Raw genomic sequence first — 13,663 nt, 5'->3', positions numbered from 1 at the left:
GGCGTCGGCAACAGCGCGAAAAGCCTAGGGGGTGCGTGGGGTCTCGGGATCCCGGCAACGAGGGCCGGTGAGCCACCCGGGGCCGCGATCCACCGCCGATACGGTGAATCGCACGGCGACAGCCGGCTCGTTGCCGTGCGCCACGGCCCCGCGCCGCGCACCCGCCGACGAGACGACGTCCGCCGGCGACACTGCTGCACACCGAGGCGGGGAGGAATCCCCGGAATTCGATTCCGGACCCGCTGCCGGACGAAGCGGAGCGCAGGCGGCCAGCGCCGTGGCCGCCGCCCATGACAGGCCACGGCACCGGCCGCAGTCCATTTCCGGCCAATGATGCCGGCCGGTAACTTCGCGAAATCGGCATATCGCCGAAACGGGCAGCAGAAAGCGGCCGTCCGGGCTTCATCGACCGCACACCAGCAATGATGAACGACGCACGTCCGAATATCTTCGGTCGGTTCTTGGGAAAAATTTCCAGCGAAATCAATGGACTTCCCGTCCGGATCACCCGCAGGCCGTACAGGGGGCGCCCGACCAGATGAACAGGAACGCACTGCGAGCCTTCCTGAGCGAACGGCGCGCCCTCGTCGACCCGGAGGTGCACGGTTTCGTCCGGCACCGCGGCCAGGGCCGGCGGGCCCGCGGGCTCTCCCAGCACCAGGTGGACCAGCTGCTCCACCGGACCATGGGCACCTACCACCGGCTGGAGTCCGGCTCCTACCCCAACCCGCCCGCCGCACTGCTCCGGGACGTCGCCCGGCTGTTCGGATTCAACGAGCAGGAGTGGGTGGCGCTGTGCCGCTACGCGTTACGGGCCGACCCACCGGGTCCGCTGAGCCCGCTGTCCGGCAAGGAGGTGCCGGGAGTGTGGCAGGAGGCGGTCGACGGCATACGGCACATCGCCTACGTGACCGACTCCTCGTGGAATCTGCTGGCCTGCAACACGCCCTTCACGGAGCTGTTCCCGGACGGCCGGATCCCCCGCAACACGTTGCACTGGATGCTTCTCTCCCGGGAGGCCCGGAGCATCCTCACGGACTGGGAGAACGCCTGGGTCCCGCTCGTCCTGTCGCAGCTGCGGGCCGGTCTCGCCGCGGGCCCCGGCGACACCACCCTGCGCCGGATCGAGCAGACGGTCATGGACGACCCGGTGACCGGCAGGCTGTACGAGACGTGCAGCGCCGCCCTGCGCGCCGACTGCGAGGAACGGCCGCTGCGTCATCCGCGCAGGGGGCCGGGATGGGCCACGATGTGTGCCGCCCAGCCGACGACCGCCCCCGGGGCCCGGATGACGATCCTGATCTTCCACCCCGGCCGGCGGCGCAGCGGGGGGCCGACGGGAATGCTCCGGGCGAACTGACGGCAGCCGTCCGCGGCCGCCGCCTCTGCCGACCGCCGCCGCGCGCGGGCTCCGGGTCGCCCGGTGGCGGCTCGGGTCACACCCGCCGGTCGGAGACCACGGCGGTCAGTCCGTAGTCGAGTTCGTACCCGTCGACGAGCAGCGCCTCGACGGTGCGGGTGGCCGGATCGATGTCCGCCACCAGGCCGTCGCCCGCGAAGCGGGGGTACCCCGAGGCGCCGGTCTGGCCGGTGGCCGTGACGATGCCCGAGCGGATCGCGGCCTCCGGCGAGGGCGTCTCGCCGCCGCCCTCGAGATGCGCCGGCACGAGCAGGACCTCGAAGCGCTGTGGCGTAGTGCTCATGCCACGACGCTAACAGGGTGTGGCGCCACCGCTCGCGGAACGCGGCACAGCCCGTGAGGGGTGTCCGCGTTCCGCCCCTGCGGGGCCGGGATCAGACCCGGCGCGCCACGCCCGCGTAGACGGGGATCGTGTCGTCGCCGTCGGCGGGCTCCTCGAAGGCGAGCTCCGGATGCCAGCCGGCCGCGAGGACCACCCCGGGCTCGACCGGTCGCAGAGCGCCGAAGAGGCTCTCGATCTCGCTCCTGGAACGGGGGCGGAGCGTCACCCCGCCAGCCTTGTACAGCTCGACCGCCCGTGCCGAGCCGGTCGGGTCGAAGTCGCCGGTGACCTGCGAGATCACCAGGCAGCTGCCGGGCGCGAGTCCGGCCGTCAGCCTGGCCGCCAGGCCCGCGGGGTCGTCCTCGTCGCCCAGGAAGTGCGTCAGGGCGATCAGGGAGACGGCGACCGGCTCGTCGAAGTCGAGGGTGGACTTGGCGAGTTCGAGGATGCGGTCCGGGTCCCGTACGTCCGCCTGGATGTACTCGGTGACCCCTTCGTCCGTCGAGCGCAGCAGGGCCTCGGCGTGACGCAGCACGATCGGGTCGTTGTCGGCGTAGACGATGCGGGCCTCGGGCACGATGCCCTGGGCGATCTGGTGGAGGTTGGGTTCGGTGGGGATGCCGGTGCCGACGTCCAGGAACTGGCGTATGCCGTTCCGGGCGAGCCAGGCGGTCGCGCGGTGCATGAACGCCCGGTTGACGCGTGCGATGTCCCGGCCGCGCGGTTCGAGGGCGAGGAGCTGTTCGGCCAGCGCCTCGTCGACCGGGTAGTGGTCCTTGCCTCCGAGGAACCAGTCGTACACCCGGGCGGGGTGTGGCTTGCTGGTGTCGATCCGGGCGGCTACGGGCTCGGTTCCGGTCATGCGGCGCTCCATTGGTCAGTTGGTGGTCGCGGGGGGACGGGGACTGCGGGGCAACGGGGTCACGACATCAGGAAGTCCGCCTGCCCGGCCTTCGCCCCCTGGATGAAGGCGGTGATCTCACCGGTGGTGTAGATCAGGGCGGGACCGCCGGGATCGCTCGACTGTCGTACGGCGACTCTGCCGTCGGCCAGCTTCATGGCCTCCACACAGTTGCCGCCGTTGCCGCCGCTCCAGGGCTTGTGCCAGCCCTCCGTCGGGAGGTCGGCGGCGGGCATGCCGTTGTATATGCGATCCATTCACAGCTCCTTGCGGAAGTCCCTGAGGATTTCCTTCGTGCGTTGTGCAGTTGCCGCCTGGGCGGCCATGCGGTCCATGACCTCGAGGTGGGTGGCCACTTCGGTGCGGGCGTCGAGGTAGACGGCGCCGGTCAGGTACTCGCTGTAGACCATGTCCGGGAGTTCGGGCACGGCGAAGCGGAAGAGGACGAAGGGTCCGTAGGTGCCGGGATGGTGGCCCGAGGAGAACTCGGCGATCTGCAGCGTGACATGGGGCAGTTCGGCCGCGGCGAGGAGCCGGTCCGCCTGGGCCCGCATCACCTCGGGTTCGCCGACCGGCCGACGCAGCACGGTCTCGTCCATGACGACCCAGAGCCTGGGGGCGTCGGGCCGGGTGAGCAGCGCCTGCCGTTCCATGCGCAGGGCGACGTGCCGTTCGATGTCGGCGGGCCGGGTCTGGCCGATCGCCCCGGACTGCATGACGGCGCGCGCGTAGTCCTCCGTCTGGAGCAGTCCGGGCACGAACTGCGGTTCGTAGGACCTGATGAGCGAGGCCGCGCCCTCCAGGCTGACGTACATGCTGAACCAGTCCGGCAGGATGTCGTGGAACCGCTGCCACCAGCCGGGCTTGTTGGCCTCCTCGACGAGGACGAGGAAGGTGTCCAGTTCCTCGCCGCCGATGCCGTAGGCCTGCAACAGCATCTGGACGTAGGGGATTTTGAGGGCGACCTCCGCTGTCTCCATCCGGCGGACGGTGGCGGGGGCGACGCGCAGCACCCGGGCGGCCTCGTCGCGCTTGAGGCCGGCCTTCTCCCGGAGGTCCTGCAGGCGCCTGCCGAGAACGACCTGGCCCACGGTCGGTGCGGACCGGGGTTCACTCACGACTGCCTCCCGGGGTGAAGTTGCGTGCAGTCTGTCATGCGCTGACAGACTGACACACGGCACTCTGCACTTTTCATAGTGGCTCTTGCTAAGTGGACATCTTGGGTACATAGTGACGGTCGTGAATCGGTTCACACGACTGCGGCACGGAGGGGGAACGGCGACAGCGCCGTCGACCGCGGCCCCCGCCGACGTCCGTGTCGTGCCGGAAGGCCCGGCGCCGTCACCGGCCGCGCACCTTGCGGACGTCCGTGGTGCGTCGTACGGCGCTTCTCCCCCACCGTTAGGAATGCGCCGTGGTCTCTGGTAGCGCGATGACCTCACCTCCCGCCCTGCTCGGACGGCAGCCGGCCTTCGAGCGGTACCGCTTCGAGCTGGCCGCCCGCCCGGATTCGGTGTCCCGGGCCAGACATCTGGTCCGCACCCGGCTGGACACCTGGGCCGTTGACCGGGCAACCGGCGACACCGCGACGCTCGTGGTCTCGGAGCTGTTCACCAACGCCGTCGTGCACACCGCGAGCGGTCGCATCGTCTGCGAACTCCTGCACGGCAGGAGCGGACTGCGCATAGCCGTGCAGGACGAGGGCCCCGGGCCGGGCGACGGCCCGCAGGTGTGCCCGGCCCCGGAGGACGAACACGGACGCGGGCTGCTGCTCGTGGCCGCCGTCAGCTCATCATGGGGCTCCCAGGTGGCGGGCGACGGAACGGGCCGGATCGTGTGGGCGCAACTGCCGCACACCGACGGGCCCGCATGAGCCGTCCGACGACGCTCGACCTCCTGGCCCGGCTCTCCCGTACGCGGGGCCGTGCGCCCTCGGGCTCGGCGCACGGGCCGCGGCCACTGCCGGTTCCCGGCGCGCTCACGACCACACTCGGCTGCGATGCGGTGGGCATCCCCGAGCGGTTCGGGCTGCGCCTGATGAACCGGCTCCCGAGGGTCGGCTGCGTGTTCGCGGAGTCCGGTGTCTGGTGGTGGATCGTGCCGTCCGGCTCCGACGTCGAACTGGCCTGGCCCGAGCCCGTGCAGTACGTTCCGGGCGCCGTGGTGCGGGCCGTGCGGCCCCGGCTCGTCCGCTGCCCCGCGAGCGGCAGCCCGTACACGCCACCGATCCCGCTGTACCTGATGTCCTGTCAACTGACCGGTGTTGCACCGGTGTGGTCACGCCGCGGAAGCGACCGGTTCGAGGGCACGCTGCGCGGATGAGCGGCGTCAGCCCGCGGCGTGGAGGGCGAGCAGCAGCCGCCACACCTGCGCGGCGAAGGCGTCCGGACCGGCGTCGACCAGTCCGTGGAGCCAGTCGGCGAGGATCCCGGTGAAGACCGCCGCGACCGCGGAGCCCACCAGGTCCGGATGGGGTGCGCCCGCCCGGGCCCTCTCGTCACGGGAACGTTCGCGCAGTTCCCGGTGGAGGAGCTCGCCGAGCGGCCCGCCACCGCCGGGCCGCAGCAAGGTCCCGTAGAGCGCGGACCGCTCCCGGACCGCGGCGAGGAACTCGACGAGCGCGGCAGGCGGGCCCGCCGGGGGTGGTGCGGTGCGCTCGGCGTCCTGCCAGGCATGCAGGGCGTCCACCGCCTCGCGCACCAACTCCGCGCAGGAATCGACGGCCAGCGCCTCCAGATCGTCGTAGTGAAGGTAGAAGGTCGCCCGCCCTACGCCTGCCCGCCGGACCACGGCGGAGACGCTCAGCTCGGCGAGGGTCCGGCCGGCGCACTCGTCGAGCAGCGCCTCGCGCAGCCGTCCCCTGGTCCGCGCGGTGCGCGGGTCCACGGTGTCGCGCGCCGTCATCCGGCGACCAGCACCGCGGCGAGCGCGACCGCGCCGGGCAGCGCCTGGGCGACGAGGATGCGGCGGTTGGCCGTGAGTGCGCCGAACACGCCCGCGACGACGACACAGCACAGGAAGAAGACCTGGACGCGGAATCCGGCGGGCTCCGCGGCCACGAGCCCCCACACCAGACCGGCGACGAGGAAGCCGTTGTACAGGCCCTGGTTGGCTGCGAGGGGCGCGGTGCGACGGGCCGTGTCGGCGTCGAACCCGGAGAGCCGACGGCCCGGCCCGCGCTCCCAGAGGAACATCTCCAGCACCACGAAGTAGCAGTGGATCGCCGCCACGACCCCGACGAGCACCTGTGCCGTTGTCCCCACCTGTCGCCTCCTCCTCGGCCCGGCCCGGACGCACCCGAAGCCATTTCCTGGACAACTGTACAGGAAGTCGCCGACAGGCTGAGCCCGGGCTACTGGACGCCGTGGCCGACGGAGTCCAGGAGCCGGGCGGTGTGCAGCCGGCCCGCGTACTCGACCAGGCGGATCAGTACCTCCTTGCCCGAGTCCCGATCCCTGGCGTCGCACAGCACGACGGGGGTCCCCCGGTCCAGATCGAGGGCTCCGGAGACGTCCTGGGCACCGTAGGCACGGGCCCCGGGGAAGCAGTTGACGGCGACGACGAAGGGGATGGCACGGTGCTCGAAGTAGTCCACGGCGGGGAAGCAGTCCTCCAGCCGCCGGGTGTCGGCGAGCACGACCGCACCGAGGGCTCCCTGGGCCAGCTCGTCCCACAGGAACCAGAAGCGGTCCTGGCCCGGGGTTCCGAAGAGGTAGAGCGACAGCCCGGAACGGATGGTGATGCGGCCGAAGTCCATCGCCACGGTCGTGGTGGCCTTGCGGTCGACACCGCCCGTGTCGTCGACGGACCGGCCCGCCTCGGTGAGCACCTCCTCGGTACGCAGCGGACGTATCTCGCTGACCGCTCCGACCAGGGTGGTCTTGCCCACCCCGAATCCCCCCGCGACCAGTATCTTCAGAGCGAGGCCGGCTCCGTCGTCGCCGACCGGGGCGGAGTGTTCGGGGGACATCGATCACTTCTCTCGACGAGTCAGGGGCGCGCGGGGCTCTCAACGGGAGAACCGTGCGCCAGTACGAGTGACGCATCATGGCAATGAATGCCCCGGCCTCGAGCGGACCGACCGTTCTCTACGGGTAGTGACCGCTGGACCACCGTTAGTTGACCGTATCGGCACGCTTTCCAGTCCGTTGGTTGCTTCTGCGGCCATGCGTAGAGCCGCTCAGCTGCGCTCCCAGGCAGCTCGCCAGCAGACCGGAACAGGCCCCGGGTCCGGTCCCGGCCGAACGTTGGTGAACCTGGCCGATCCCGTCAGGCGGCGGCATCCATGGCGTATGAAGTGGGGGCGCCGAAGTACGTTCGCCTCGCTCAGACCATTCAGCATCGCAACGAGGACGGCACGTACGCGCCCGGCACCCGCGTGCCCAGAGGGAACCAACTGGTGCAAGCTTCGGGATGTCCCGCCCGACCGTCGTCCGGGCGCTGGAGCCGCTGAAGCGCGACGGCCGGCTGGAGTCCCCCTCCTGATCCTCGACGTCCCGGACGTCATGGTCGACGCGATCACGGGTTGGGAGCCTGGCGGAGCGGCGCGCATGCGGGCCCGCCACATGCAGGTCGCGGGGACGCCGCTGCGCAGAGCGGCGCAGCAAGTCGGAGACGTCGTCTGGGAGCAGCCGGGCACGGGTTCGGAAGCCGAGACGGACGAACGCCGGAGGGCCGGACCACGTGATGCGGTCCGGCCCTCTGAGCCGGCGAGGGATACGGGATTCGAACCCGTGAGGGGTTGTTCCCACCACACTTTCCGATCACGGTGGTGGTGGACGTCCGCGCTACCGGTCGACGGCGCCGATCCAGCGCAATACCGCCGCGAGCGTTCCGTCCTCCAGGGTGCAGAGGACGTCGATGGCTCCACGGTCACCCGGGTACGGCGGGATCCCCGCGGCGGTCAGCGCCGCATGGAGCGTCAGCTTGCGCCGGTCCGGGGCCGGCAGCCGACGGGAGAGACGTTCCTCCGCATGGGGCGCAGCGAGCAGGAAGTCGTTCTCGGCGCGGGCGAGTTCACCGTCGCCTGCGAACGGCGGCGCCCCGAAGTCCCGAGCGAAGGGCTCGGAGAAGTCCCGTGAGGACGGCCGGGGGAAGTCCTGCACGGACGGCTCCGGGTGGTCCTGCGCGGCCGGACAGCGGTAGGGGTCACGGAGCGCGGTCGGGCTCGTCCACGGCGCTGCGGTGTACTGATCGTTCATCAGGCTCTCCTCCGTGGGGCGGAATGGTGCCGGGGAGGACCGCCCGCGCACACGGTCCGGTTGCACCCACGGCCAGGGATCCCCCGATCGCACCAATCGGCATCTCGTCGCACCGTCAGCTCGTCATCACGCCATCGGGTCCGCCCGGCCGCGGCGGCGGACCAGCCGAGCGGGCCGGGCAGGCCGAGCGGGCCAAGCGGGCCGTGCCGACCGACAGGGCCGACAGGGCCGACAGGGCCCGAGAAGCCGAGCAGAACCGGAGGGGGGCCTCCCCTTTCAGCCCATCGCCACGGTGATCAGGACAACCGAGTCCTCCGACGCCTCCACCACGTGACGGGCCTGCGGCACCTGCAGCAGATCGCCGGTCCGTGCCTCCCAGTCGTGGCCCCCGGACGACAGCCTGACACGGCCGAGCAGCACCTGCAGCGTGGCCTCACCGAGGTTGTCGTGCTCGCTGAGCACCGTGTCGGCCACCAGCGCCACCACCGTCTGCCTCAGCCTCCGCTCATGGCCTCCCACCACCGTGGAGGCACTCCGCCCGGCCGATGCCGTCCGGGCCGCCTTCAACTGCTCACGGGCAATCGCGTCGAGCGAGAACTTCTCCATGCCGTCCAGCTTCGCGGACCTCGCCGTCATCCGCGCATCGGACCGCGCCGACCGCCCGTGTCCGGTCCTTCCCGTCCCTCCCCGTCCGTCACCCGGACACCACGCAGGGGTTGCTGCGCCCGGAGGACCACGGGACGGTCGGAGCATGGCCACGAACCACCGCATAGCCATGGACCTGGGAAGCTCCACCGTCCGGCTGCGCTCGGACGACCAGATCTGGCGGGCGCCCCATCTGGCCGTCGTGGACGAGGACGGCCAGGTCCGTACGTGGGGCGACGCCGCCCGGGTCCTGGTCGGACGCACCCCGCAGCACCTGCGGCTGGTCAGCCCCGTACGGGCCGGCGCCGTGTGCGACTTCGACGCCGCGGTGTCGCTGCTCACCGCCGCCCTGCACGAGCGGGCGCAGGGGAAGCGCAAGGGGCGGCCCGGTGCGGGGGTCATCTGCGTGCCCGACGGTTCGACGGCCATGGAACGCAGTGTGCTGCGCCAGGTGTGCGAGGACTCCGGGATCAAGCAGGTGGAACTGATCTCCCAGTCGGTCGCGGCGGCTGCGGCCCTCGGTGTGGAACAGGACCAGCCGTCGGGGTCCATGCTGGTGGACGTCGGCAAGGACCGTTCGACGGCGACGATGATCGCATTCGGCTCCCCGGTGGAGTCGCGGACCGTGCGCCGCGGATCGGGTGCCGTCAACGATCGCCTGGTGCAACGCATGCGGGAGGAGTACTCACTGGCGATCAGTACCGAGGCCGCCGAAGAGGTGAAACTGGCCGTGTCGGAGACCCGCGGTCCGGTCGCCGTGCGGGGCCGGGACCTGGAGCACGGCACGCCCTGTGTGTACGAGCTCAGGCCTTCGGAGATGGCCGAGCTGCTGCACCGTACCTATGAGGACGTGCGGCAGGTGGTCACCGAGGTGCTGGACGCGAGCCCGCCCGAGCTCGTCGACGACATCCTCGACCGTGGCCTGCTGCTGTGCGGCCAGGGATCCTTGACGTACGGCCTGGGCGACTACCTCCGCGAGACGCTGCGGCTGCCGGTGCACGAACCGGTGATGCCGGGGGACGCATGCGTCGAGGGGGCATGGGCGCTGAGGCAGCGAGGCTCCGTGCCGGCGCACCGGTCGGCCGAGGTGCCGGAGGACGCGGTCGGCTGAGGTGCCGGAGAACGCAGTCGGCCGAGCCCTGTGCCGCGTGAGACGCCGGGCGCAGTACCCCGCGCAAGGAACCAGCCCCTGTTGCCGCGTGGGAGACCCGTCCCTGTGCCGCGGGAGGAGGGGTGGCCCGGACGGCTCAGAGGACGGGCGGCCAGAGTCCGCGGACGGTTCAGAGCGCCACGGGCCGGCTCAGAGCGCCCGGAGACCCTCGATCACCTCCCTCAGGATCCGCACGTCCGGAAGGACGGCGGCCGGCACCGGCCGGCGCACCTTCACGCGGCCGCCGTCGAGGAGATCCCCGAGCAGCACACGCACCACGCCCACCGGCAGGTCGGCACCGGCGGCGAGTTCGGCGACCGACCGGGGCAGGTCACGGCAGAGGGCCAGCAGCATGCGGTGCTCCGGGCCCAGCAGTGACTCGTCGGCGTCGTCGGGCGGGGCCTCTGCGACGACCAGCGCGACGAGGTCGAACCACGGCCCGCCGCGACCCGGTTCGGTCCGGCCCCCGGTCATCGCGTAGGGGCGGACCAGGGGGCCGGCCTCGGCGTCGTACCAGCGGCCGCCCCGTGGGGGCTCGGTCATCGACGTCGTTCCTCCATGCGGGACCGTCCCGTCAGCCCGCCGCGGGGGGCTGCACGGGGTGGCGCGGTGGGGTGCCCAGATGCTCACCGACCCGGCTGACCAGCCGGGCCATCTCATAGGCGATGAGGCCGACATCGGCGGCCGCCGTGCTCAGCAGGGCCAGGCAGGAACCGTCGCCGGCGGCCGCGACGAACAGGAAGCCGTCGTCCAACTCCACCATCGTCTGGCGGACCCCGCCCGCCCGGAAGTGCCGCCCGGCGCCCTTGGCGAGGCTGTGGAACCCGGAGGCGACGGCGGCCAGGTGCTCGGCGTCCTCGCGGGACAGCGCGCTGGAGGCGCCGACGGCGAGGCCGTCGCCGGAGAGCACCACCACGTGCCGTACGTCGCGGACCCTGGCCGCGAGATCGTCCAGGAGCCAGTCGAGGTCGCCGACGCGGGGCGCGGTGTCGGTCCTGTGGTGCTCGATCATGCGGGGTCTCCTTCGCTGGAATCCGTGCCTGCGCTGGAAGAGGTGTCCTCGGCGTGCGCCGTACGGGAACGGCTGCCGGAGTACGGAGGGGCGGCGCCGCCCCGGGCCCAGCCATGGACGTACGCCGTCATGCGGTCCCTGGCCTGTTCGGGGCTGCGCTCGTCGAGGGATCCTGCGTCGTGCTCGTCCGCGGGTGCGGGGGCGTGACGCAGCTGGTGGGCGAGGCAGGCCTGCCGGACCCTGCGCGGGAGAACGCCCGGTTCGGTGGGTCCTCCGTGCGGCGGGACGCCGGGGACACCGCCGTGGACCGCCGGGCCGGGGGTGCTCACGAGCCCGCCGGAGGCGGTCCGGCCGGGGCGGGGCCGTAGCGCGGTGACTCCTTCGGGGACGGAGCGGTCGGCCGCCGCGACGTCCGTGTCCGGCGGCCCGGGCGCATCGCGGCGGGCGAGGCGCTCATGTCTCGTGTCGCCGACGGGTGTTCCGGTCTCCTGCGCCCCTTCCGGCTGATCGCCTTCGGTCCGATCGGTGTGACGAGCCGCCGACCGCTGGGGAGAAGACGGTTGCTCCGCAGGATCGGAGACGGGTCGGCCGCTGGCCGGGGTTCGGCCGGTCGACGCCGAAAGCGGTCGTGCCGACGGCGCCGGCTCGGTGGCGCCCGCCGTCACCGTGGTCGTGTGGAGCAGCGCGGTGGGCAGCAGGACGACCGCGGTCGTGCCTCCGTACGGCGAGGTCCGCAGCCGTACCTTGATCGAGTGACGGGCGGACAGCCGGCTCACCACGAACAGTCCGAGCCGGTCGCTGTCGAAGAGGTCCAGGGACTCCGACTCCTCGATCCGCCGGTTGGCCTGCGCGCGGGCTTCGCTGCCCATGCCGAGGCCCCGGTCCTCGACCTCCAGGACGTAGCCGTTGCCGACGGGTTCGCCACTGATCCTCACCATGGTGTGCGGGGGTGAGAACTGGGCGGCGTTCTCGACGAGTTCGGCGAGGAGATGGGTGAGGTCCGCCACCGCACCGCCGTTCACGGCGGCCTCGGGGAGGTGGCGGACCTCGACCCGTGCGTAGTCCTCGATCTCGGACACGGCGGCGCGTACCACGTCGGTGAGCGGCACGGGCATGCGCCAGGCCCGGCCGGGGGCTGCGCCGGACAGGATGATCAGGGACTCCGCGTGGCGGCGCATCCGGGTGGTGAGGTGGTCGAGTCTGAAGAGGTCGTCGAGCTCCGCCGGGTCGTCGGTGCGGCGTTCCATGCGGTCCAGCAGGGAAAGCTGACGGTGCACCAGGACCTGGCTCCGCCGGGCGAGGTTGACGAAGACCCCGGAGATCCCGTCGGCGAGTTCGGCCCGTTCGACAGCCGCGTCCAGGGCCGCCCGGTGCACCGTGGTGAGAGCTTCGGCGACCTGTCCGATCTCGTCCTGCGGGGGAGGTCCTCCGGGTGCCTCGGCCGTGACGTCGAGCTTCTCGCCCGCCCGGAGCCTGCGCATGGCCCGGGGCAGTTCGTGCCGGGCGATTCCGAGGGCGCCGTTGCGGAGGCTGACGAGTTCGACGACGAGGCCGCTGCCGATGCGCACCGATATGACGAGCGATACGGCGACGGCCGCGAGTCCGAGCAGGACGGCACCCTCGGCGGGGGTGAGGGCTTCCGGGGCGACGGCGTCGTCGCCGCCGGGGGTGTCGTGGGCCGCCGTGCCCGTCTCGATGTCGCGCATTCCCCGGCGCACGTCCGAGAGGGTCCGCTGCCAGGTCGCGGGGACGGCGCGGGCGGCCCTGCGCCCGGGAGTGGCGGCGAGCACCTCGTCCTCGGCGGCGGTCAGAGCCGCGTAGGTGTCCGACCCGGTGAGGGACTGCCAGGCGGTCCGCCGGGGGCCGGGGAGATCGGGGCCGGCGGACTCGATGATGCTGCGGCGGGTCTCCACGGCGCCGGTCAGCCGTCGCAGCTGTGCCGCGTCGAGTGTGCCGGTCAGTCGTGCCGAGGCGAGCAGGGCGTCCTCGCGGGACAGCATCTCGTCGGCCCGGGCGAGTTCGTGCAGGACACGGGCGTCCGTGCCGCGGCCGGTGTCCCGGATGCCGGTGAGCGCACCGGACACGCCGAAGGCGGTGGCAACGGCGTCGGTGTAGCGCCGGTAGGTGCCGTCACGGTCGGCGCCGCCGTCGAGGAGGTCGGTGCGCAGCGCCGCCAGTTCGCCGACGCCGGCGACGAACCGCCCGAGGCGGTCGGCGAGTTCGGGCGGCAGGTCGCCCCCCTCGGCGACGGTGTGGCCGTCACCGAGGACCAGGCCGGCCACCGCGCGGTCGGTGCGACGGGTCTGCTGCCGGAGGGCGGTGGCGCGGTCGTCCGTCGGCGCGGCGGCCTGGACCACCGCGGCGCGGCGCTCCGCCTGGAGGTGGGCGACGGCCACGGCGAGGGGCCCGCCCACCGTCCGGTCGGCGTGCCGGGCCCGGCTCTGACGGGCGATGTCCTGGGCCGTGGTGACGGTGGCGAACCCCCAGAGGGCGAGGAGCGAGACGACGGGCACCATCAGCAGGCAGACGATCCTGGCGCGGACGGTCCGCGGGCGCAGTCGCGGCCGCCGCCGGGGGGACGCCTCCCGATCGCCCGGGGGGACGGGGCCCGCCGGTCCACCGGGCGATCGGGAGGGCTGGTCGACGGCGTTCCGCGGCAGGCCGGACATTCCGTGCTCGCACGGGGTGTCCTGCTCGTCTGCGGGTGGGCCGGCGTGCGCACGCCGGCCACGGGACGCCCGTCCGGGCGGCGCGGGCGGCCTGCCGGCGCCGGAGTTCCTGCGGGGTGTTCGCACGGGGGTCCTCGCTTACGGATACGGGGATGTGGTGCGCCGGGCCGGCCGCGGGGGCGGCCGGTTGACGGGGCGGGGCGGCGGGGCGGTGACCGGCGGGTGGGCGGTGGACGGGCCGACGGACGTCGCCCCGGCGCGAAGGCGGGAAGCCGACACGGGGAGGGTGTACCGGCGGGGTGGGGGCGGTGAGGCCCTGGCGGTGGCCGACGGAGGTACGCGC

The 13,663-nt window shown here is 72.6% G+C and carries 16 protein-coding genes and 1 pseudogene; 5 read left to right on the top strand and 12 right to left on the bottom strand.

The window, feature by feature from the left end:
* Positions 1-538: 538 nt before the first annotated feature.
* A complete protein-coding gene (locus tag ACZ4Z5_RS18775) occupies positions 539-1,360 on the top strand; it encodes an MmyB family transcriptional regulator (protein ID WP_468263964.1) in 822 nt (273 codons plus the stop codon).
* A gap of 76 nt (positions 1,361-1,436) precedes the next feature.
* Here ACZ4Z5_RS18775 and ACZ4Z5_RS18770 read toward each other — a convergent pair whose 3' ends face one another.
* From ACZ4Z5_RS18770 to ACZ4Z5_RS18755, 4 genes are all read right to left on the bottom strand, one after another.
* Positions 1,437-1,703 (bottom strand): hypothetical protein, encoded by a 267-nt coding sequence (locus tag ACZ4Z5_RS18770; RefSeq protein ID WP_468263962.1) that lies wholly within the window; start codon positions 1,701-1,703, stop codon positions 1,437-1,439.
* A gap of 91 nt (positions 1,704-1,794) precedes the next feature.
* Positions 1,795-2,604 carry an SAM-dependent methyltransferase gene (locus ACZ4Z5_RS18765; RefSeq protein ID WP_468263959.1) on the bottom strand — a complete coding sequence of 270 codons (810 nt, stop codon included), beginning with the start codon at positions 2,602-2,604 and terminating at the stop codon, positions 1,795-1,797.
* Between the two features lie 59 nt (positions 2,605-2,663).
* Entirely contained in the window at positions 2,664-2,900 is a 237-nt protein-coding gene (locus ACZ4Z5_RS18760) for a DUF397 domain-containing protein (RefSeq protein ID WP_468263957.1), read from the bottom strand.
* Positions 2,901-3,761 (bottom strand): helix-turn-helix domain-containing protein, encoded by an 861-nt coding sequence (locus ACZ4Z5_RS18755; protein ID WP_468263954.1) that lies wholly within the window; start codon positions 3,759-3,761, stop codon positions 2,901-2,903.
* Between the two features lie 296 nt (positions 3,762-4,057).
* On the opposite strand from ACZ4Z5_RS18755, the gene ACZ4Z5_RS18750 reads away from it, so the two are divergent.
* Positions 4,058-4,516 carry an ATP-binding protein gene (locus tag ACZ4Z5_RS18750; RefSeq protein WP_468263952.1) on the top strand — a complete coding sequence of 153 codons (459 nt, stop codon included), beginning with the start codon at positions 4,058-4,060 and terminating at the stop codon, positions 4,514-4,516.
* The gene (locus ACZ4Z5_RS18745; RefSeq protein WP_468263949.1) at positions 4,513-4,965 is read left to right on the top strand and encodes a hypothetical protein; all 453 of its coding nucleotides are present in this window, start codon (positions 4,513-4,515) and stop codon (positions 4,963-4,965) included. The genes ACZ4Z5_RS18750 and ACZ4Z5_RS18745 overlap by 4 nt, the downstream gene beginning before the upstream one ends.
* Positions 4,966-4,971: 6 nt before the next feature.
* Here the strand turns inward: ACZ4Z5_RS18745 and ACZ4Z5_RS18740 are convergent, their stop codons facing one another.
* The 3 genes from ACZ4Z5_RS18740 to ACZ4Z5_RS18730 form a co-directional block, all read right to left on the bottom strand.
* Positions 4,972-5,547, bottom strand: a complete 576-nt coding sequence (locus ACZ4Z5_RS18740) for a TetR/AcrR family transcriptional regulator (protein ID WP_468263946.1) — start codon at positions 5,545-5,547, stop codon at positions 4,972-4,974.
* On the bottom strand, positions 5,544-5,906 hold the full coding sequence (locus tag ACZ4Z5_RS18735; RefSeq protein ID WP_468263943.1) for a DUF1304 domain-containing protein: 363 nt from the start codon (positions 5,904-5,906) through the stop codon (positions 5,544-5,546). Before ACZ4Z5_RS18735 ends, ACZ4Z5_RS18740 begins: the two co-directional genes overlap by 4 nt.
* A gap of 89 nt (positions 5,907-5,995) precedes the next feature.
* Positions 5,996-6,613 (bottom strand): GTP-binding protein, encoded by a 618-nt coding sequence (locus ACZ4Z5_RS18730; RefSeq protein ID WP_468263940.1) that lies wholly within the window; start codon positions 6,611-6,613, stop codon positions 5,996-5,998.
* A gap of 315 nt (positions 6,614-6,928) precedes the next feature.
* Between ACZ4Z5_RS18730 and ACZ4Z5_RS18725 the strand changes: the two are divergent.
* A pseudogene (locus ACZ4Z5_RS18725) lies at positions 6,929-7,119 on the top strand (GntR family transcriptional regulator); the annotation flags it as partial.
* 311 nt (positions 7,120-7,430) lie between these two features.
* Here the strand turns inward: ACZ4Z5_RS18725 and ACZ4Z5_RS18720 are convergent.
* Positions 7,431-7,844 (bottom strand): hypothetical protein, encoded by a 414-nt coding sequence (locus ACZ4Z5_RS18720; protein WP_468263937.1) that lies wholly within the window; start codon positions 7,842-7,844, stop codon positions 7,431-7,433.
* 276 nt (positions 7,845-8,120) lie between these two features.
* On the bottom strand, positions 8,121-8,480 hold the full coding sequence (locus ACZ4Z5_RS18715) for a cupin domain-containing protein (RefSeq protein WP_468263934.1): 360 nt from the start codon (positions 8,478-8,480) through the stop codon (positions 8,121-8,123).
* A gap of 115 nt (positions 8,481-8,595) precedes the next feature.
* Between ACZ4Z5_RS18715 and ACZ4Z5_RS18710 the strand changes: the two genes are divergently transcribed.
* Positions 8,596-9,600, top strand: a complete 1,005-nt coding sequence (locus ACZ4Z5_RS18710) for a rod shape-determining protein (RefSeq protein ID WP_468263932.1) — start codon at positions 8,596-8,598, stop codon at positions 9,598-9,600.
* Between the two features lie 189 nt (positions 9,601-9,789).
* Here the strand turns inward: ACZ4Z5_RS18710 and ACZ4Z5_RS18705 are convergent, their stop codons facing one another.
* The 3 genes from ACZ4Z5_RS18705 to ACZ4Z5_RS18695 are packed head-to-tail and all read right to left on the bottom strand — an operon-like array spanning position 9,790 to position 13,167.
* Positions 9,790-10,182, bottom strand: a complete 393-nt coding sequence (locus ACZ4Z5_RS18705; RefSeq protein ID WP_468263930.1) for a DUF742 domain-containing protein — start codon at positions 10,180-10,182, stop codon at positions 9,790-9,792.
* A 31-nt stretch (positions 10,183-10,213) separates the two neighbouring features.
* A complete protein-coding gene (locus ACZ4Z5_RS18700) occupies positions 10,214-10,651 on the bottom strand; it encodes a roadblock/LC7 domain-containing protein (RefSeq protein ID WP_468263928.1) in 438 nt (145 codons plus the stop codon).
* A complete protein-coding gene (locus ACZ4Z5_RS18695) occupies positions 10,648-13,167 on the bottom strand; it encodes a sensor histidine kinase (RefSeq protein ID WP_468263925.1) in 2,520 nt (839 codons plus the stop codon). The genes ACZ4Z5_RS18700 and ACZ4Z5_RS18695 overlap by 4 nt, the downstream gene beginning before the upstream one ends.
* Positions 13,168-13,663: the final 496 nt, after the last annotated feature.

The organism is Streptomyces sp. NPDC030222, from assembly GCF_055573115.1.
Note: the sequence above shows the minus strand (reverse complement) of the source record. Positions and strands in the feature narration are given on the sequence as shown.

Coding starts and splice junctions, on each gene's coding strand:
- ACZ4Z5_RS18730 (WP_468263940.1), bottom strand. CDS start 6,613: ATGTCCCCCGAACACTCCGCCCCGGTCGGCGACGACGGAGCCGGCCTC.
- ACZ4Z5_RS18770 (WP_468263962.1), bottom strand. CDS start 1,703: ATGAGCACTACGCCACAGCGCTTCGAGGTCCTGCTCGTGCCGGCGCAT.
- ACZ4Z5_RS18740 (WP_468263946.1), bottom strand. CDS start 5,547: ATGACGGCGCGCGACACCGTGGACCCGCGCACCGCGCGGACCAGGGGA.
- ACZ4Z5_RS18775 (WP_468263964.1), top strand. CDS start 539: ATGAACAGGAACGCACTGCGAGCCTTCCTGAGCGAACGGCGCGCCCTC.
- ACZ4Z5_RS18700 (WP_468263928.1), bottom strand. CDS start 10,651: ATGATCGAGCACCACAGGACCGACACCGCGCCCCGCGTCGGCGACCTC.
- ACZ4Z5_RS18695 (WP_468263925.1), bottom strand. CDS start 13,167: ATGGTGCCCGTCGTCTCGCTCCTCGCCCTCTGGGGGTTCGCCACCGTC.
- ACZ4Z5_RS18765 (WP_468263959.1), bottom strand. CDS start 2,604: ATGACCGGAACCGAGCCCGTAGCCGCCCGGATCGACACCAGCAAGCCA.
- ACZ4Z5_RS18715 (WP_468263934.1), bottom strand. CDS start 8,480: ATGACGGCGAGGTCCGCGAAGCTGGACGGCATGGAGAAGTTCTCGCTC.
- ACZ4Z5_RS18710 (WP_468263932.1), top strand. CDS start 8,596: ATGGCCACGAACCACCGCATAGCCATGGACCTGGGAAGCTCCACCGTC.
- ACZ4Z5_RS18720 (WP_468263937.1), bottom strand. CDS start 7,844: ATGAACGATCAGTACACCGCAGCGCCGTGGACGAGCCCGACCGCGCTC.
- ACZ4Z5_RS18705 (WP_468263930.1), bottom strand. CDS start 10,182: ATGACCGAGCCCCCACGGGGCGGCCGCTGGTACGACGCCGAGGCCGGC.
- ACZ4Z5_RS18745 (WP_468263949.1), top strand. CDS start 4,513: ATGAGCCGTCCGACGACGCTCGACCTCCTGGCCCGGCTCTCCCGTACG.
- ACZ4Z5_RS18760 (WP_468263957.1), bottom strand. CDS start 2,900: ATGGATCGCATATACAACGGCATGCCCGCCGCCGACCTCCCGACGGAG.